The following is a 20,485-nucleotide window of genomic DNA, read 5'->3' as shown; positions in this document are numbered from 1 at the left end:
CTTCGAAGGAATGGGGTACCAAGAGGTACCTGAACATGAAACACCTATACGAGCAGGAAAAGGAAAACGAACTGAAACGGGAACTGGAAAAGAGCAGAAAGAAAGGAAATGTAGCCTAAATCTGATGTTGGAACAAACTATTTTTGCGAAAAACCCTTGACACTACCTGCGGTTGCATATAAATATAACCTATTCCGTTCAGAAATTTCTCCAAGTGCACGTTATGACTACTTCGCTTCTTGTCTGCAATAAATCCAAGGCTCATCTTGGCATAAGGCAAAGGCGTCGGGAAAATCGGACAACGTATTTACCGATTCCAGAAATTTTGCCATTAGATTCTTGGCCGCGATAGGTGAACAAAGCGTTATGCTGATATATTCAAAGATTTGATTGATGTCTGCCTGTGCCGCGGAAGAAAAGTGGACTTCAAAATTCATACCTTGTATTTCCTCTTGACGTCGGAAAGGACCATCGCGGCAGGGCGGCTGGCATTCAGCTGCCGATGTGCGGAAGAAATTACAAGCTATTCCTTCAATCCTTTCTTTTCTCGACAATACTTAGCTCTTTTTTCTTTACTTGATTCAATTTGTTCTTTTTGCTGCGAAGTATAAGCGTCTTTAGAACTGTCCATAAATATGAAGTACGCATCATCAAGAGTCAATTCACTGGGAATGAAATAAGATAAGAAATCATCATAAGCCAACCCCATCCTTAAATCAACTAATTTTCCCTTGTCATATAAAAAATCCCATGGCGATAAAAGGGAATCAAGTAACAAGGATTTTCCTTGATATGAGCCGAAAAGATAATTCAACTGATACATCTTGGTTGTTGAATAACACGGACCTCTTTTTCGGGCTTTAATCACGCGTGGCTGTCCTTTCTTTATAATGTTGATATCGTAATTATCCTCGATATACATGTTTTGATATTTAGACGAACTATCGCTAAATATAACAGTAGGGTAAATTATGATTTCGCAGAAAGATGCTCCATCTTTTTCAACATCTTTCATCCCTCCAATACGACCCAATGAAACAAAATCAGCATTTACAGGAGATCTGCTTATCGACGTCCTATTTTGAGAAAGTCTTTTATAAAACAATTGAATATCCTGCTCATTTTTCCCAATCGACATAAAGTGCTTTTTGACTTTTTCTTTCAATAATTCGATTGACGGCCATTTGGTTCGAGAAGGATTCAAGTAAGGCGTATAGAATGCATGCAACAGCGGCATGTTCCCGAACAAAAAATAGTCTTTTTCTCCTTTGACACACATTGTACTCACATCAAGGACAAAATCAAATTCGATCGGCACCAATAAGCCAAATCTATCCAAAGAGAAGGCGTCTGTAGAAGTAATAATGGTCGTGCCCATAGAATAAAAAATTTTGATATCAAATTTATTTTCTTTGTAATCTGCTATCATATAGACTGGATGAAAAAGGAACCCATCTATATAAGTTTTTTCCAAACCATTTAATTGAAATCGAGTTCCTTCACGAACTGTTGTCCCCTTATTTTTTATAACATACAAAATCTTTGTCTCAATATTTGTATGTGTAGAATCTAGGGGTGTGTTGACCACAATTGCCGCAAAATCAGAATTGGGATAATTTTTTAGGTAACCTGGATTTTTTACATAATCACCTGAAAACTCTTCCGACCCTTCTAAATTCACCAATGCTTTGTCAAATAGCATAAAAACAGAATCGACATTGAGCTTAACGGAGTCAGAGGCTAGACAATATGATGTCAAGAATATAAACAGCAAAAAAAACACTTTATTATCCTCTATTTTTTTTCTTGAATATAATGGTTTGTATATTTCATTTTCGGATTACCATATCCATGATTTTTCCACAACTCTCTAGCTTTTAATTCTCTTGTTTTTTCAAAGTCATATCCGTGTTTCCTTGCAAATTCATCTAAATTATCAAATATTTTTCGGCCTTCATTTTCTACGCCCGTCAATTTTTCAAATCTATACTGCATATCAAAAGCATCTACTTCTATATCAATGTCTTTTACATCATACTTTTCTTTCCACTCAGGGTTATTCGATTGCCACACATGCCTCAACTCATGAAGTAACAGAGCCTTTCCTTTTGGAGAATTAATTTGTACAGACTCATCATTTTTTCCCATTGGTCCAGAATTAAAAAGGATATTATTTCCAATAGTCATCGCCCTTTCGGATTTTCTACCATTAGAATTGATTTTTTTAGGAATAGACGTACTAATTATTTGAAAATCAGTACTCTTCATTTCTTCTAACCATTGTGTATCATCCCCCGCTGCAGACAACACATCAATATACTCTTGAATCAAAGCATCCCTTTCAGTTTGAGAAAGCGTTTGCAAATCTATTCTATTTTGATCTTCGGCATCTGGAAAACCATTTTCACTTTCCATCATCTGTTTTTTTTCTACTTTACCTATATTCGGTTCATTCCCCTTTACATCATCCAATACCGGTTTAATCTCATCATTTTCAACGGTCTGCGTTCCGCTCGGGTCCACGCCGCTTACGGGGTTTCCGTGCACGTAGGCGTAGAGGTTGATGCCGTCGGCAAGCCATGTGGGATCGGTAGAGACCCACCTTGATATATGGGCGGCGTAGTAGCGCTGCTCGCAGTAGTAAAGGGAACTTTCCTCGTCCTTCTCCTTGCCGGTGTAGCGGTAGTGCTTCCGGCTCACTTCGCTTGCATTCCTGCCCGCTCGGTAGCTGGTGACGCCGTAGGGGTAGTATTCCTCGTAACTGATGATGTTCGCGGACGCGTCGAGTTCGAGAGACGCGGAACCAAGATGGTTGTCGAGCTGGTAGCGTTGCACCGGCACGGGGGCCGCGACACGGTTCCCGTTTTCCACGGTCAAGGTTTCGACTATTGCAATGCGCTTCTGGTCGTCCATGACGTGCAACGTTTCGCGTTCCGTATCCAGGACGCCGTTCACGGACTTGCGCCATATCTCGAAGCCGCCGAGGTACAGCCTCGTCTCTACGACCCCGTTCTTCTCTACGACTTTTCTCGTGCGGATGCCGCCGCCGTCGTAGCTGTAGTAGGCCTCGGTCGTGCCGCGGGTGACATGGCAAAGTTTTTCGGCGAAGTCCCAGTCCATCGCGCTCAAGTGCGGCATGGACGTCATGGAACCGTGAGCGTTGTAGGCGAAGCTCGCCGCGGTCTGCCCGACTGCGGTACTGTTGAGGCGGTTGCTGTCCGCGGCGTAGGCGTTCGTGCGTGTCCATGCGTTGCCGTTGGCATTGTGGATTATGGACAGGATGTTCCCGACGCTGTCGTATTCCCATTCGCGGGCGTAGTTCCGCATGGCGGTGCCGTCCTGCGGGCTTATCTGGGCGGCGTTGTAGCCTTCCGCCTCCGGTTCGCTGTCCGCGTTCACGGAGGCGTGCTCGCGGCCGGTGGCCTTTACCAGCCTGTAGAGGGCATCGTATTCGAACTTCTGGCTCGGGCTGACGACGCTTCCGTTGAAGAATATCGTCTGCTGAGCGTTGTCGTCAATTTGCGTGACATTGCCCGCGGCGTCGTAGGTGTAGTTGAGGTCCTGCAAGACGTCCGCCCCGTTGTTGCGGGTTGTCAGGAGCCGTTTCAGGCGAAACGTCTTCTCGTCGTATGTGTATCCCGTCGTAGAGCCGTTGCCGTACTGGATCCGTTCGCGCTGGCCCTTCGCGTCGTAGTCGATGTTCCGGACGAAGTTCGTGGCGGTGGTGGCCCCGCGCAGCTTCACGTCGACCTTCTCGAGCAGCGAGGCTTCGTTGTAGCTCGGCAGTATCTCGCTCGCGGGGATGTCCACGTTGTGCGGGGTCCTGATGCTTATCGCGCGGTTCAGCGCGTCGTAGGCAGTGACCGTCGTGAACGTTTCCGATTCCAGCAGCGAGTCCGGGTCAGCGATGTTCCAGTCTATGGTCGCGTCGTAGGTCCTCGCGAAACGCCTTGCGCTCTCCAGCAGGTTGCCCTTGAAATCGTAGGCGGCGTTCTCGACAAGCCCGCTCTGGTCGTAGGATTTCCACGCCATTCCGCGCAAATTACTGACTTCGGGATTCGGCGCAGATTCGCCATAGACAGTCCTGCCGACGAGCTTCTCCGTGCCGCCATTCTCGCCCAGCCACTGTTCCACGGGCCGTCTCAAGGCGTCGTACACGCTGCGCAGACGATAGTTCCTCGCGTCAAAGCCCAGTGCGGGCTGGCCGTCCACGGCAAGAAGCGTCCTGCGTTCACCGGCGTCCATGCTATCCGTCTTGCAGGCCACGGAGAGCGAGTTGTAGGCGTAGGCCATCACCACGTTGCCGCGGGCGTCCGTCACGGAAAGGGGATTGCCCAAAACGTCGAACACCGTGAGCGTGGCGTACCTGCCCAGCGTCCCGTTGTCCGCGACGCTGTAGAACGGGCGTCCCTGCGCGTCCAGGTACTCCACGGAAGGAGTGTCCGCGTGTTTCGCGGCGAGCCATGCGGCCCTCTTTTCAGGATTTGCAGGCTCGTTCCCTGTCGGGTCCGGCGAGTTCCTGTCCGCGTACCAGCCGCTTTCCAGCACGGTGTCGTCCTGGTCGAAGTTCCTCTGTTCCCACGTGGCAAATTCCGCCCTGCTGAACGTCCCGTCCGGCAAATCCGTGCGCACGAGCCTGTCGAGCGCGTCGTAGTGCAGCACGGGCGTGACCCCGGTCTCGACGATGGCGGGTTCGCTCTCGTAGGCGTCCGTCCCGCTGAAATACGGCTCGTACTGCTTGACGGGATTTCCCGCGTTGTTGTAGATGGTGCGGCCGGAACCGACCCAGCGGACGTCCGTCCCGCTGTCCTTCTCGACGACGGTGCCGTTCTCTACGGCCTTGTACTTGCCGGGTTCCGCGACAGCCTTGGCGAGCACGACGCGGCCCGCACCGTCCGAATACTCGACGGACTCCAGCCACCTGCAAGTGGACGATCCGTGCACCTCGCGGCGGCGGGTGCGCACGTGGATTGGCGTAGAAGATGTTTCGAAGCAGTCGAAATCGTATATAAACTCCTCGGTGGGGCTGTCGAGCGTGTCGCCTTCCGAAAGCCCCTCCTTGCCCATCAGGGCGACCTTCGATACCAGCCCGAGGGGCGTCCAGTCCACCGCGGTCCTGTTGCCGTTCGCGTCCGTGACCATCCGAGGAGACATGTAACGGTAATCGTTGTCGGCGGAGACGGTGTTCCCCACGGCGTCCGTGACGGACTCCGCGAGCCATGAATGCGCGTCGTAGGCGACGGAAGCGAGGTTCCCGAAGGCGTCCTCGATCCCGCAGGGCCGATAGAAGTTCGACGCGGCATCCTGCGCATAGACGTTCCTGCCCGATTTGCGGTACCAGTCGCCATCGCGGAGGACATACCCCGCCGCGGCCATGTCGCTCGCGTCCACGGAGTTCCCGTATATCGTGGATAGGGTCTGCGACTCGAAGGCGAGCCCGTAGCGTTCGTAAACGAGCCCAGCAAGGCCGCACGTGCCGTCGGTACGGGGTGCAGAAAGGGTGTCATCGTAAAAGACAACTTCTTCGCGGGCCAAGACCTTATAAGGCTTGGTCACATCCACAAACAGCGCGTTCAGGGATTGCGCATTTTCCAGGTCGGACGCGACATGGCCGGTCTTCTCATAAGACACGGTACTTTCCTGTAGGCCCATGCGGAACTTGCCCGAAGAGTGTTCGCAATCCTGAGTATAGCGGGTCTCGGTGAAGGTCACAAAGTTCTTCTTCTGTTCGTTCCACACGACATCGGGCACGCCGTCCGGCTTCGAGCCTCCGCGACCGTACCAGACCGAGGCCGAGAGGAGCGGCCTCCCGTACGCATCCGTATTCAGCGTAAACGAGGCGTTCGTACGCGGCGTGTCGTCGGCAGATTCCCGGAACGAGGCAGTCTCGGATTCCTGGATGCACTGCCAGCAGGATCCGTTGCGGAATCGGTCGCCCGGAAGGCGGGCTTCCATGATAAATTTTGCCCGGTAAGTCCACGTCGTCGTGGAATATTCCCTGGTTTCCGTCCCGTCCCTGTTGACGGACAGGACCTTGCGGCTTCTCGGCATCCCCTGGAACGAGCGGCAGCCTTCCTGCCACTGGCGGGTAGTCATCGCCTGGGCGCAATCCAGTGCGGGCCTATCTGACGACCTGCCCAGATAAAAGTCCGTCCTTGTCTCGCGAATATCCTGGTCGGTTTCCGGGTCGGTGCCGCACTCGTGCTCGCGCAGCACTACGGAGCCGAAGCCCCTGAACTCGCGGAAATCCGGGTCGTGATAGCCGTCGCGGTAGGCGTAGGTCTCGGTGCGGTCCCAGCCCGTGACGAGATCCCTCGACACGACCTTGGAGACACACTGAACGACGTACGGCAATTTCGTAGTCCACGGGTTCCCGGACAGTTTGTCCTTGAGGTAATAGGCCGTACTCGGCGTGTATTCGATATCGACTTGTGCACCCGTCCCGTTCGAATAGCCGGACATGACGTTGGTATGCCCGCCCTGCACAGGCAGGTACCGCGGCGACGCGGACGCGTCCGCAAACAGCGGGGAGCCGAACACGATGGTAGAAAGCCCTTTTCCAAGAACGTCCGCAGATTTCACCGTCCCGCCCTTGCCAGGAAGCGAAATCGTATCGACAAACTCGAACGATTTCCCGAGACAGTTGCGGTAGATATGGAGATGGTCGCCCTCACGGTAGAGCAGGTCCGTAGTCCCTGAACCATCAATGTCCGCAACAATCAGGTTCGCGGGATTGAAATCCTTGAAGCCGCCCAAAACAGGCGCGTTGTCCATATAAATTGCCGAACCAAAGCGTCCGTGGCCGTAGTTAGGCCAGTAGCATACCTGCGAGAACCGGACACGCACGAGGTCGGCGAGACCGTCGCCCGTCATGTCGGCGGCGAACACCGCCTCGTCGGGAGACTTCGAGACAAGCACGGGCTTCTCGCCCGGTTCGGTAAAATACCTATAGATGGCATTCTCGTATCCCTTCACGCCGCCGGAGAGATACACGCGTATCCTGCCGTCCTCGGCGACGACGACTTCGCTACGTCCGTCGCCGTCCAAATCCATGAACTTTATGTTGGATTTTTCCCAGTCAATCCACGGAACACTCCCGAACTTCCTGCGCGGCCCGAACTTCCCGGATTCGTCGAGGAAGGACGCGCCGGCGTTCGCGCCACCGTTCTCGACAAGCGCGAGGATTCCGTCGCCCTCGACATCGGCAAGGCCGGAAGGTGTACCCGGAACAGGCCTGTCGCCCACTTCCGAAGCGGAAGATAGGCGGCCGTTCCCCAGATTGTGCTTAAAGTACCATTTGCCGCCGCAGTCCATGAGCAGGCCGGCGATGCCCTCGCCGTAGAGGTCAACCCATTCGGCGGACGTGAAGCCGCCGGGAATGTCTCCAACCGAGCTACGGTCGAACTCACGCCATTCCTTGCCGAGCTCGAAAGGGAAATAGCTGAACGTCATCGGCGGAAGGCTCTCGGATTCCGCAATCCCGTCGGCCAGTACACGGTGCCCGCTCTCGACGACCTTCTCCAGAAGCGAGACCCCGCCGCATCCGGCTGTGTACCGGAAAGAAAGCGACCTGACCCTGTTCCCGTCAGAAAAGAGCGAGGCAGAACCGAAGCCGTGGTACAACGTCACGGACTCGCACCGGAGCGAGCAGCGCACGTCGAAACCGGGCTTGCGGTTCACATAGACGTCGTTACGTTCCGCATAAGCAAACACGAGACCGAGATGGAAATCGTCCGGCGACGGGGAAGTCGTACCCGGGACCTTGTTTCCGTAGAGCACCTGTAGCAGATGGCGGTTCGCGCCGTCCCCGCAGTAGCGGTAGCGCACGACATTGCCGAGCGCATCCTCGCTGCGGCTAACCAGGTAGGCAAACACATGTCCGGGATATTGCGGGTCCTCGATGCGCGATTCCGCAGAGTCGCCATATGTGGACTGGCTCCCGTCGGAACCGAATACGCAGAAGCTTGTTTCACCGCTTGATTCCTTCCTGAATTCGATGCGGAAGAACTGCGATTCGGACTGCAGGCGGTAATGGCGTACCGTTGTCGCTCCGCGTTTTTCCTCGGCGATGCAGACCAGGTCGGCACCGGAGAGCGTAAACACGTCCGAGTCCTCGGAATCCATGTACAGCGGGAGCCTGCGTGAAGTGGAACGCTCTATGCGCGGGCAGCCGAGGTTCCAGCCGAGGCCGAACGGACCGTTCCCGTTCCCGGAATCGTACGACAGCGACACAGGCGGAACGACCCCTTCCCTGTCGGGAGTGAACGGCAAAGGTATGGAAAGTTTCGCGCTGCCGGTATGAGCGTCGCAGTTGAACTCGCCCTTCGTCCCGCGCAACGCACCGCCGCCACGGCCCGTGCTCAGCACGGGACCGCTCAGGAACCACGACTTGTCCTGACTATCCTTCGACTCGCTACCTTTCTGCTGTTCCGCCATACGCTATATAACGCCCTGCTAATTCGTAGAATCCGCCACCGACTCAATTATTTGGGCTCCGGTTCTTTGAGACTCGGATTGTTGGAATATCTTATGCATTTTTCCCATGTTTTTCTTAATGCGGAAATCCGTTTTTACCTTGTTTATGCTGTATAAATAACAGTCTGCTACGCTGTTTTCAACATCAACCATATTGTCAATTCCGTTTTCCCGTAGACGGAGGGCATTATCCATCTGGTCCTTGCCCATAGGAGCAATGACAAAGGGAACGCCATAATAAATACACTCCTTGATTGTCGCCAATCCACCATGTATAAGTGCACAATATATATTTGGAGAAGACAAAATGAGGCGTTGAGGAGCCCAACCGACTACCGTAATATTCTTATCTTTTGTTTTTTCCCAATTTTTTGTGCGCAGAAGTTTTTCGCCGACAGAAAGCAGAAGATGGCAATCCTTCATTTGTGGAGCATCCATCATCCTGATAAGTTCATCAAACATGTGCTCAGCTTTCTTACCATAATCAAGAGTTTGAGAGCCAGCCGTCGCAAAGATGACTTTTTTCGTTTGATCACCATACAAAAGACCCTGCCAGTCAATTTCTGAACCATTTGTTTGGTCATTTAAAAATGGTGTCATACAAGGCTCTACATAATGAACTAACGGACCGTGTTCATAATGCGGATAGTCAAATTCTTTTGGACACGGAATCAACTCATGGAAAGTTGTCAACGGCTTTACAAATTCGTCTAATACAGTGTCTTTCCTTAAATTAAAAATCTTGCCGTCAATTTTATAATCCTCTAAACATGGAGAGGTAATAATATCTTTCCTTACCGGATCCAAATATGCAGTCATATTTTGAATGGCTCGCATCGCAGGGTCATTTTCTGGATGCCTTAGATATGTCGTAGTGATGACTACCTTTACGCCATATATGCGATGAATGGCTAGACTTTCCAAGGACGTAAAATACCCGGAAACAAGTACATCCGGCTTGTTGCGACCCCTAAAAATACGGCCAAGTCCGCCATTCATTATATTTAACAGATGGTCCGGTTGCCATCGTCCTTGAGGCGTCGTGTGGCTATAATCCGTATATCCCAAGGGATACAGCTTATTGAAAATTTCATAGTATGGTATGCTTTCATCGAATGATTTGACAAGAGCATGGCAATCCGGAATTCCCATATAGGAAACTTGATGTCCCTTATTAATGAGGTCCCTAGCCCAGACAAAAGTCGGGAGCCAATGCCCTTGTTCTTTATAAACATCCGGCCAAAAAAGGATTTTCTTTCCCATTACAAGTCTCCCTTGTTAACGTTAGGAATAAGCGAATATTCATGCACGAATACCAGGTCTTCAATGATTGCAGGTGTAGAATCATCGTCAACTTTGACTGCGATAGAATATCCATCAGCTATGCGAATGGAATTCGAAGAATCAGCCCACAGCTCCATTTGTTTCTCATCCATACTAAATTCCGGCGATTTGATTCCACTAATGGTGCTAGACTGAGTATTTAACTTCAACTCTGCTTCCAAGCCTTCTTTGAACCGACAATAAACTGACAGTCTCGTAAGAACACCCTCAGATCTTGCGATGGCAGGGAAATGTTCCTTTATGAAGTTTATCGAAACCTCATCCCCGTTGCGCAATCGCTCCAACGCTCCGGAATCAATCGCACTGAGATTGATTAGAGTTGTTTTAGAGCCCCAATCTTCAGCAATGGCCTTTTTTGCATCATTTGCTATAGGAGAACCATTTCTTGCTGTATAGCTTACATGCAAAATGACGTCAGAGATAGATTCGTAGTCAAACTGCCTGAAATCTGAAGGCAATTCCAGTCTCCATGTCGAATCAACGCCAGCACCTTCAAATGGGAGATACCGTTCATCGCGGAAATCAAAATTGAATACGCCAGCATAAGCTTCTGCCTGACTAGAAGCAATCGTCGTGATTCCTATACGGCTATCCAGGTAATCTCCGGCCTCGTCATATCTCTCTGCTAAGGGTTTCTTACGGATTCTATTGCTCAGCAGGCTCAACTTGGCGTTGACGCCCTGTCCCGAAGAGGCATTACAGTGTATTTCCAAACGAACACCACGAATGCGGCGATATGTCTGTCCCGGGAAGTCCAGGTCGAAAAGAACTTCTGGCAAATTGAATTGACAGTTTCCATCCGTTCGAAGCTTAATTAAGGCATCTGCATCGATAAGGGAAAGCGGTACTGCACGGTTGATTTCCAGTTCGCGCTTGTTCTTTTCATGATACGCAGATTCCATCGTCCTCAAGTCGAACAACAGGCGATCACCGGCGAGAAGCCCCTTACGAAGACCATCCCAGTAATTGTTCTTGATAAAATCGGAATCACTAAGTCCCAATTCGAACCGGTAACACACTTCGGCACGTTTGGCAAGTTTGACGGCCAATTTGAAGAATGAAGAATGAAGTTGGCCAAGTTGTGTCACCATCCAAGAATAGAGTTCCTGGTTGGTAAAGCGTTCGGTCATGAACTCATAGACTTCATCCATTTGCTCGATCTGGCGTTCCATGTTCGAAATTTCCTTTTCGGTCATTTCGATTCTAATCTTCAAGGCGATGATTTGCTTGTCGATATTCTCGAGTTCCTTTGCAGCAAGTCTTTCTTGAAGTTTCCATTCTTCATAGCGGCGTTCATAGCCGGCCATAGTTTGGATACGGTTTGCCTGATGCCGGACGATGCTGGCCGCAATTTGCATCGAGGATGCAATGCTTCCCATACCCGAGGAAATTTTGGAACCGCCTGTAACATGTGTGAAAATTACAGGTCCACCCCATGCATTCACAAGTCCACCAGTGTAGAATTCGGGAACCGCCGATGTAGCAGAAGCGGCAATGTTCAAAGCCGAAGCCGCCGTATCAGAAATCATGGCGACATCTTGCAACAACAAAGCCTCATTTTCCTTGTCCGAAATCTTCTTGATATTCTTGTAGAATTCATGCCGGATTGCAGTTGTTTCCCGGTTTTTCTCCAAGGATTCCAACTGAGTGTTTAGATCCTTTACCTGGAAATCCTTCAATTCCCTGGACAGGGTAAGAATTTCCTGTTCGTGACGGGTGCGCATCAGCGACAGCGTCTCAGAATCGTTCTTTTCCAACACAGAAAGGAATGTACCCGAAAGAGACTGCAATTCATGCGTCACATCGAGAGCCTTCTGAATCATCACCTGGAACCTGTACAGCGGAAGTGGCGCAGAGCTTTCTGACAACGCATCCGCAATCGACACGCCTGCAGCTCTAGCCTTTACAAGCAAAGCTGGATCAATAGGCGGTTCATAAAGGGCAAGAGTCCTCTTCACGCCATCGATATTCAAACTGTTACGTATTTTATAAAGCCTGTCAGCAACAGTATCCCAGTAGCCAAGAAGTTTATCGTTTCTCGGAATGCTGAAATAGAATATAGACGAGAATACGTTCGTCAGCGTATTGTTCTTATCGGTAGGCTTGCTTTGTTGAGTTTCACGCTCTTCAGTTCTTGTCGTAACCAGCGAATCTTCTATATTCGCATAGACATTCGCAATCGCCCCCTTCTTCTTTTTAAGGAACTCAGTTACGCTCATATTTGCTATTTCGCAGCAATCCGAGGCCTCTATATTACGGGGACCAAGGACTTCTGCAGCGAGGATGTACAACTGGATTGCCTCATTGACGCTTTCCATTGTATCTTGCGTAAACAGTTCGTCCGCCCATGCAATCAAATTGTCCAGATACTTCATGACGACATATTTTTGGTAGGCAGCCATGCGGTAACGGGCAATCAAGTGAGGGTTGAATGGGTCTCGTTTCCACTTGTCTACAAGACTCTGCAGCGAAATCACATTCGGAAGCAAATCATACTTTTTCGGCTTGCTGATCGTTTCCAAAATGGAGTCGTTTGCATTCCTGTTGGCAAAGAACGGCAAGAATCTCCAGAACCTGGAACCATTTGGCAAATTTCTTGACCACCGTCTCGTAATTTCGTATTCGCTTAAATCCAATCTAGGATCAAAAATCATCCTATACCACTTCAAAGCCTCTTCGTAGTTCTGTTCTTGGAACATTTTGTCGGCGAGAAGCATGGGAACATGGAAGAACAGCTCCCAGTTGTAAATGGCATTGGACGTTCCGAACGAGAAATCAATCATCGGGAACGGGAAGGGACGAGCGATTGCCTTTGCCGAAGGCTTGTAGTTGAGCGAGAACAACGACTGCCCCAGATCCCAAGCCTCCCAGTCTCCGGCGATGTAGTATCCCAGATAAACGCTAAAGTAATAGTTGTAGTAAGAATAGGAATAGTAATAGCTGTCCGAAACAGGCAACGCCTGGGTTTCCCTCATAAAGAGCGACTCGTTACCGCCATCACGATATCGTTTGTAGAATTCAGAAACCAACGGATGCGATATCAAATCGAACTGGTACTTTGTTGAATTTACTCCAGGCACCTTGTGTACCAGGAAGGAATGCTGGCTGTCCATGTAGAAGAAGGGCAAATCTTCGCCTGAGTAGAAAGCGAAATTAATCGGCAGCACTCGGAAAAGCCCCGGCGTATTTTCCAGAATTTGGTTACCCACCGAGAAAGCAAGCCCGTCATATCCGCAGACATGTTTGTCCCTTTCGACCCAACAATTTCTCTCTAGATAGCACTTGCCTGGAGGGAAATCATTGACATTTCTAGGATTGACCGTCGAAGCGGTGTATGCAGCATCCCTTCCATCGACCCATACTTGGATGGACCCTGTTTCTTGAATATATTGTTGGTTTTTATCACGTTTAACAATGACTTTCTGGCCTTCCTTGATGACATCATTGGTAACATGGACTGGTAATTTGGCATTTTCCGAAATATCTTCATAGTATGTACGGAACACATTGACCTGAACGAATTCCGACGAGCCGGATTCTACCTGGAAATGATAACGGTAATCTATTTTTTCACCATCTTCCAGATAAATCATTTTTTCACTTTCGTACTTGTCAAAAAGTACATTCTTTGTCGTTTTGATGGTACTCCACTTGCGGCCATTGTAGTAGGACCAGTTCATACGAATTTCGACCTGGTGCGTTATTTCTACTGGGCCATCAGACTCTGCGCCATCTTCTTTTTTGTTAACAATAAATGATGGCCACATAAGGTAGAGTCTCTGATTCATCAAAACAGGAAGGACCACTTCGGCCTTGATGTCTAAATCTAGAGATTCCCACGGTTCCCATTCACCAGAATACAGAGCCTTGGCTTTGTACTTGCGAATAAAGAAACGGTGCGGTTCTCCTCTAGTCCTACCGACGACATGTAGTGTATAGAGGATGCCGTCGCCACCGCCATTTTCTTTGCACGCCCCGAGAATTTCGACACCGGAGGATTCGTACATTTTCTCAAGGTAATTACCCAAAGCGGTATGCATCGCCTTGGGATCATCTCCCACCTGGCGGATTTCGTCTTCAAGTTCCTTGAAGAACGGACTCTTATCGTCTCTTAAATCAGATTCAATCCAGTTTTCCGCGTAAAGGAACACCTTGCGGTTTGCTTCCCAAACACGATAATTGCGCATCCATTCCCAATTCTTGCGCTGATCTTCGGTCAAAACGAAGGAACCTTCAAGACCGAGTTCTACACGGCTTACGAACTGCTGAATAGAGTTTAGAGCCTGTCTCGTCCTTGAGACTCCCATGTCCGGCTCCATCTCGACATCTATCAAGTAATAGGAATAGATGTCGTTGGCGTCAAAGAACTTTTGAGGATAGAACCTTCCTTTACCTTTCGAATCCTGAGAACAGAAACAAATATAATTTACAAGAGCGTCCCGCCTTGATTTGCGCAGCGCATCACTTACTGGGGTAATGAAATCCTGCCATTCGCTTGCTGTGCGCAAGTCGTGCATCGCATTGTTCAGTTTCGTGACAGCTTCGCGATATGTGCCAATATTAACCGCGCCATAGGTATCGTCTGCAATCAATATCTGCAGAGTCGCCATATCAATGGGGGCCTTCTTGTAAACCTTCCTATAACGGCAAAGTTGCATCCAGGTTTCTGGATCTGACAAGCTGGGCGCTGCAATATCTGCATAAACATTGATTTCCAAAATCTCCTTCAGTTGCCTTTCGTTTACATTCCATTTTTTCATAAGGAAGTTAATCGTCAACTTTTCATCTGGCAAATTGTCAGACAACAATTTGTCATAAATCCAAGAGGAACCGAAGCATTTGGAAACATCAAAACAGAGAATCAATTTGCACAGAGGCTCTGACAACGGACTTGCGTCTTCAAACAAATTTTCATCAGCAGGATAATTTTTCCAATCCCATTCTTCTTCAGTGGCAGAAACGGAATTCAATGGGAATGGTTTTTCCTGTTTATCAAACGAACTCAAACCAGCCAATCCGATTCCGCTATAATCAGTCATCTTCGTATAACCGTAAATCAACGCCAATTTAGACATCAAGGCATACGCCTTGATTCCGTCATCGTTCGTTTCACGGTGCAGAGTTACAAGCCATTCTGTGAAAACGGTTTTTGAAGGTGCCTGCTCAGCCGTCTCAAGGACAATCTTGAGGAACTCTTCACAGATGGCACGATTAATCCCGAACTCGGAGGTCAACTTTTCAAGGATTTCATTCTTGGCTGCTTTCGCATAGGCCATAACGCAAGCAATATTTAGCGCCCATACATTGCCGTCTAGGCTTTCTGTCGTAAACAGTTTGTCGATTTCTTCACTATAATCACTGCCCAACAAACTAAGCAACCAAACCTTTATCTTGTCAAGGTGGCTCTCTTCAATAAACTTTAAGGCATTCGATGCTTTATTTTGCTCTCCCTCACATATATCGATTACTTCTGAAGGATTGGTTTGCACATCCCATGAACTTGCAAAACTGCTTATTTCTTCTTCAAGCCATTCGTAGAAAGCCTTCCTTGATTCCTGCGTCGCCTCTATATCAGGGAAATCACGCCCAATTTCCTCCAACTTTTCGGACTTGGCCGTTTCCCACAGTTTATCCAAAGCTTCCTTTAAAGTGTCAACAAACGTATCTGCGTTCTTTGCCACAACAGGGGAAAGCGGCATCGCCAAGTAAATAAGGCTATCTTCATCCAAAGGAGAATTTAGGATATCCGTGATTTTCTGGAAACAGTCTGTAAGATTTGCAAGATTCCAGTCTTTTGCAGGACCTGCACCCAGCAGGAACCTTAACATTTCGTATTTCTGCACAGAAATCCCAAGGCGTTTTGCAAACGTAGATATCCGATACAGCACCTTTAGATTTTCTTTTAAATCATCGTCGCTTAAACCATCCGAGAAGGAAGCATTTTCAAATTGCAAAGCATACAACAGGTCAGTCTGGTTTACACCTAGAGAAACAGAAGCCCTTTCAAGTAGTTTGCACCGGAACTCTTCCTTTTTCTTATCTTCGCTTACATCGTTCTGGTTATCGGGCGGTTCTGTCGAATTTCCACTATCATCCTTCTTTTTCTTGCTTTCGGCAGGAGCAGGGAACACACAGTCGAAGTATTCATCAGACATGTCGCCCACCCATGTCAATATTTCACGAACAGAGGCGGAAGTAAGCGTCTTTAAGTGCGCGACACGGTCAATATCTTTAAGCTCCAAATCGAAAACAAGCGAAACATCTTCGTTGTTCCATCCAAGCAAGCGCTTTAGACGAACAAACCGGGAAATCTTTCGGGCAAACATATCCGAAATTCCCTCTATACGGAAGGCACTTATATCTCCCAACTGATACGTGTTGTTAACTCGGGAAAGATACACGCCATCGCCTTTAAATATCGGGAACAACAAGATTTCTTGAAATTCCTTCATGGACAAGCCAGAACGGCTTAAGAAAATCGATGCGTTAGAAAGAACCTCATCCCATGAGCCAGAGACTACAGTCGCCTTGTCGGGGCAAAGGATCTCAGGTTCAGATTCCTTCAATCCCCACAGTTCATAGACATGGAATATATCCTGTCCAGGTGTACCCGTCAACTGCATCGATTTAATCAGTTCGGGTGACAGCCTCAATGTTGTGTAATAATATTCATTGGTAGGAGTCTTTAGAGCTTGAATCAAATCATTCACAGAAAGTGAGACGTTCTTCAGCAACGCCGTCATCTTTTCCGCATGAAAATTTCTCGGCAAGTCCATAGGATAAGGAGAACTGACCAACGCGGCATAAGCGCCGTCCAATTCACCTGCAAATTCGGGCTCTGCGCGTAAGGCTGCATCACTCTTGTTAGAGCTGGTATTATATTTCAGCCCTCTTAGAGATCTCTGCGCAGCTAAGAATTCGAGCAACTCAACAACAATGTCGATTGTTGGTAATGAACTTTCGGCATTTTCCTTACTTAACAAAAGATTCCATATGTCAGGGCGACGTTTGTGTAAAATGTCATACCCATCTTCTTTCAAGAAATCCAGCAAATCCATGAGATAGGCAGAAGGGCTCAAAACAGATTGTCCCTTCAAGGCGGCATTTCTGTTTAGCACTCCGAATAGGTTTTTCCAATTTGCTATTACGGGTTGCTTAATCCTATTTGGAGCCACATTGCTCTGTCCACTGCGGTTTGAATTCTCTGACGGAGAAGCGGACATTCCTCTTGGAGTAGCCGGGAAAGATGTCCCCTGTTCTGTAAGGGAACCATAATATTTTGCCATCTGCAAGGACACTTCGGACGTGTACTGCGCTGCCAAACAATAAATCTGTCTGGCATTTTTCATCGTGCCGAGACCTACATGGTGTTTTGCAACAAAAGTTCCTTCCGAACTTTGGGCAATCTGATACGCTGATGTAAAGCCATTTCTGAGCAGATAGATAATAGAATCAAAATCTGTCGTCAGTCGATACAAACGTTGCAACGTCTTTATGTCATTAATGGAAAAACCAGTTTCATCCTCGTCAAAGGTTAACGAGTTCTTTTCGATATATTCATCTAGAAAATCCTTGTCCAGCGAAAAATTCTTCCATTTTTCGGATGTCAAGAATTTTGCGACTTTATTCCATTTCGCATAATCAAATACTTCAGAATCACCAGTTCCTTCCGAGCTATTAGATTCTTCGGGATCTTCAGGATCCTCAAGGTTTTCGGGCTCTCCTGTTTCTTCCGGTGTTCCCGTTTCTTCGGGTTCTTCGATTTCTTCCGGTTCTTCAGGCTCTTCCATTATGGACATTTTCAAAAGAAGAGCATCTTGCGGAAGCCACGACACAATCAGTTTTTGCAATTTTATCTTATACAAGGATTTCTGCTCTTCGGCAGTCGTCCCAGGGAAACTTACCGGCAACGCAAGCTTATTTTCATCGCATCTTCCTAAGTAACTTGACGAAATATCTTCAACCAAGTCATACCACTGTTCCTCAGTAAGATAGAGCAAAACCTTTAATGATGGTTCTATCGGTTCTTCATCTGAATCGATGTTTTCAGATAATTGTGCTGCTGTGCGAACGATGGTTTTGTAAGTTTCGCTGATCCCATCAGAGAAATTTTCAAAAAAATCTTTTAGGTCAAAAACCAACTTTAATTTTGCTTGTTCTTCATCGCTCAATGAAATTCCTAAATCAGAAGACTTAACATCTTCTAAAAATGATTCCACATCTGCCTCTGAATCGTAATATTGCTTTAGCAATATATCAATCTTACTTTCTGTACTCGATGGGGTATCATCGGAATCCGATTGAGCTACTGGTTTTTCCCACAAATCAAGAAGATCTCGGGTATCTAAATTGACCTTCTCCACGTTGGGGGATTCACGAAATCCCTGTAAGCCTTCCCAAAATTCTATGAATTCGGGAATATCCGTTTCAGACGCAATCAATGACTGCGTTATCGCCTCTAGCAGACAATCCTGTATGTTCTGACGATTAGCGGACTGAAGTTTGGAAATACTATCATATCCCTTTTTGCACAAAGCAAACAAACAGGATGCATATTCAAAGTATGTTCCATCATCTAACTGTTCATTAGATGGATTCAGCGTACGATAAACTAGTTCATAGGCCCTGAAATAAGAAAAAGCATCTTCCCGATTTACATTTTCCCTAAAACCAGGGAAAAGATTTTTGTACGAGAAATCAATAAATAAATGTATTTTTTCTCCATACGAGGAAATCGCTTTTTCCTCTTTATCATACGCAGTCTCGTGTATTATCGCCTTTAAATATACTTTCAGAACTTTATCTAAATCATCAAATTTTGAAGACGACGAAAGTGATAAAGAATCTATCGTAAAATTTATTTCTTGACGACGCGAGGCATCAAGAACCAAGTTCGAATAATTCCATTTGGGGCAAGAGTCCACTGGAACTGACGAATTTTCATCTTCCTTTAAATAGAATTTTGCAAAAAGGGAAATTTTATCCTTCGGATTATCGGGACTCGGCTCCTGGAGATAACGCGGCAGACATGAGGGAGAATAGACTATTTCATAACAACCATTTTCATCCGTTATTGCAGGCACGGAATTTAATGTACGATATGAAAAACTCGTATTCGTGAAGTCAAGGCAGACCGCCTTGACAAAAACATCCTTTAACGGACGACCAGAATGGTTCACCACACGACCATATACCTTATAATTATCAACGGTTATAGGAACCGTTTGCGAAACAACAATGGATACATGTTCATCCTTTGTTGGTACGTGATCCACATTGAAACGATGTATTATTTTTCCCGTTGAATCATATATACAAAGAACTAGATTAGGCGCAATTCGATCCGGATCATCTGTTAGGAACGAATCTTTTGCATATGAGATTTCAAAGGCACCGTCAAATCTAAGGACAGCCCCGCCCAAATAGTGGTCAAAATCGTCATAATAATCAAAGGCTTTAACGATTCCGGTTGTTAAAAGTTGCCCGTTATCGTATGCGACTGTCCCCACAACTTTCCATATTTCTTGCGGTACGGTTTCTCCACCCGGATTATCACCGCCACCCGGGTTGTCGTCACCGCCCGGATTGTCACCGCCACCAGGATTCTGCGCTCCAGACTGCCCAGAGCCGCTCTCTTGCTCTTGGTCAATTATAAAAGAGAAAGTCTGTTGGCTTTCAAAAGCCATGATATTCTTTGATTCCCAAATTATGTTCCCCTGATAGTCAAACACCTGTATTTTGACATCCGGGTGCTGGATTGTTGGATTACCATTCTGGAAATTGGCACTTGAATAGGTAATTTGATACGAACCATCTTCATTGAACCCAGACTCGCCCAAATAGCTCCACGTTCCATTACAAACATGAAACGCCTTTATAATTCCGGTGGTGAAGGGATTTCCGTTAAGGTAGGTAATTCTACCGGAAATAAACCATGTGTAAGGAACTGGGTATGTCATATTTTTCTCACCTTTTAGAAACTATAATGTAATATACAATAAGAAATGGAACAAAGTAAAAAAGATGTTGTTGGTGAAAATAATTTTACATCAAATTCATAAACAACGCCGTTTTAAGCAATTTCTTTTCAAAAAAACATCTTTACGAACAACATTGGTAAAATAATACTTTACTTTTTCAAATTAGCCGCACTTTTCCGAATACCAGCACAAGCCCGGGCGTTGCGGGTGCGGCGGCTGAGCACCCGCTAGAAGGGGTAGCGGATGGTTCGACAGGCTCACCAACCTTTATACAGCCTTTAGCCTGGCGAAGCAGAAGCGAGGGGAAGGCTTTCCCCTGTATACTCAAAAAGGACTGCATCGCTGCAGTCCTTTGAATGTTCTGGATCCTTCGACTTTGTTCGCTTTGGCGCTTCGGCAAGCTCAGCGACCTTGCGAACTTCGCTCAGGATGACTCACTACTAGATTTCTTCGATGCTTGCGTGATACTCCTGCAGGCTCTTCACAGCGCCATGTCCGTTCCTTGCAGCGGCGATGCCCTTGACGGTGTTGTAGGCACCGGCGAGCGTGGTGATGTAAGGAACCTTGTACTTGATGGCGGCCTTGCGGATGGCGCTTTCGTCCTTGATGGCGTCGCGCTTTGCCCACGGCGTGTTGATGATGAGGTTCACCTGCTTGTTCAGGATGATGTCGAGGACGTTCGGGCG

Annotated in this window: 6 protein-coding genes; all 6 read right to left on the bottom strand. The window is 47.7% G+C overall.

Going from position 1 to position 20,485, the window contains the following annotated elements; genetic code table 11:
- Positions 1-227: 227 nt before the first annotated feature.
- Positions 228-437, bottom strand: a complete 210-nt coding sequence (locus tag BUB22_RS16805) for a type II toxin-antitoxin system RelE/ParE family toxin (RefSeq protein WP_073116406.1) — start codon at positions 435-437, stop codon at positions 228-230.
- 86 nt (positions 438-523) lie between these two features.
- Positions 524-1,702: a hypothetical protein gene (locus BUB22_RS15065; RefSeq protein ID WP_139259043.1), complete on the bottom strand. Its 1,179-nt coding sequence runs from the start codon at positions 1,700-1,702 to the stop codon at positions 524-526.
- A gap of 92 nt (positions 1,703-1,794) precedes the next feature.
- Positions 1,795-8,436 (bottom strand): SpvB/TcaC N-terminal domain-containing protein, encoded by a 6,642-nt coding sequence (locus BUB22_RS15055; RefSeq protein WP_139259042.1) that lies wholly within the window; start codon positions 8,434-8,436, stop codon positions 1,795-1,797.
- Between the two features lie 18 nt (positions 8,437-8,454).
- Positions 8,455-9,738, bottom strand: coding sequence for a glycosyltransferase (locus BUB22_RS15050; RefSeq protein WP_073116403.1), 1,284 nt, complete (start codon positions 9,736-9,738; stop codon positions 8,455-8,457).
- A complete protein-coding gene (locus BUB22_RS16935; protein ID WP_254794768.1) occupies positions 9,738-19,778 on the bottom strand; it encodes a Tc toxin subunit A-related protein in 10,041 nt (3,346 codons plus the stop codon). The genes BUB22_RS15050 and BUB22_RS16935 overlap by 1 nt, the downstream gene beginning before the upstream one ends.
- 461 nt (positions 19,779-20,239) lie before the next feature.
- A partial coding sequence (locus tag BUB22_RS15040) for a hypothetical protein (RefSeq protein WP_139259041.1) occupies positions 20,240-20,485 on the bottom strand: 246 nt, incomplete at its 5' end.

The organism is Fibrobacter sp. UWCM (assembly GCF_900129735.1).
Taxonomy (GTDB): Bacteria; Fibrobacterota; Fibrobacteria; order Fibrobacterales; family Fibrobacteraceae; genus Fibrobacter.
This window is presented reverse-complemented; position numbering and strand designations above follow the sequence as displayed.

What these genes read in the sequence shown, in the direction of transcription:
- BUB22_RS16935 (WP_254794768.1), bottom strand. Translation starts at nt 19,778, where the DNA reads ATGACATACCCAGTTCCTTACACATGGTTTATTTCCGGTAGAATTACC.
- BUB22_RS15065 (WP_139259043.1), bottom strand. Translation starts at nt 1,702, where the DNA reads ATGCTATTTGACAAAGCATTGGTGAATTTAGAAGGGTCGGAAGAGTTT.
- BUB22_RS15050 (WP_073116403.1), bottom strand. Translation starts at nt 9,738, where the DNA reads ATGGGAAAGAAAATCCTTTTTTGGCCGGATGTTTATAAAGAACAAGGG.
- BUB22_RS15055 (WP_139259042.1), bottom strand. Translation starts at nt 8,436, where the DNA reads ATGGCGGAACAGCAGAAAGGTAGCGAGTCGAAGGATAGTCAGGACAAG.
- BUB22_RS16805 (WP_073116406.1), bottom strand. Translation starts at nt 437, where the DNA reads ATGAATTTTGAAGTCCACTTTTCTTCCGCGGCACAGGCAGACATCAAT.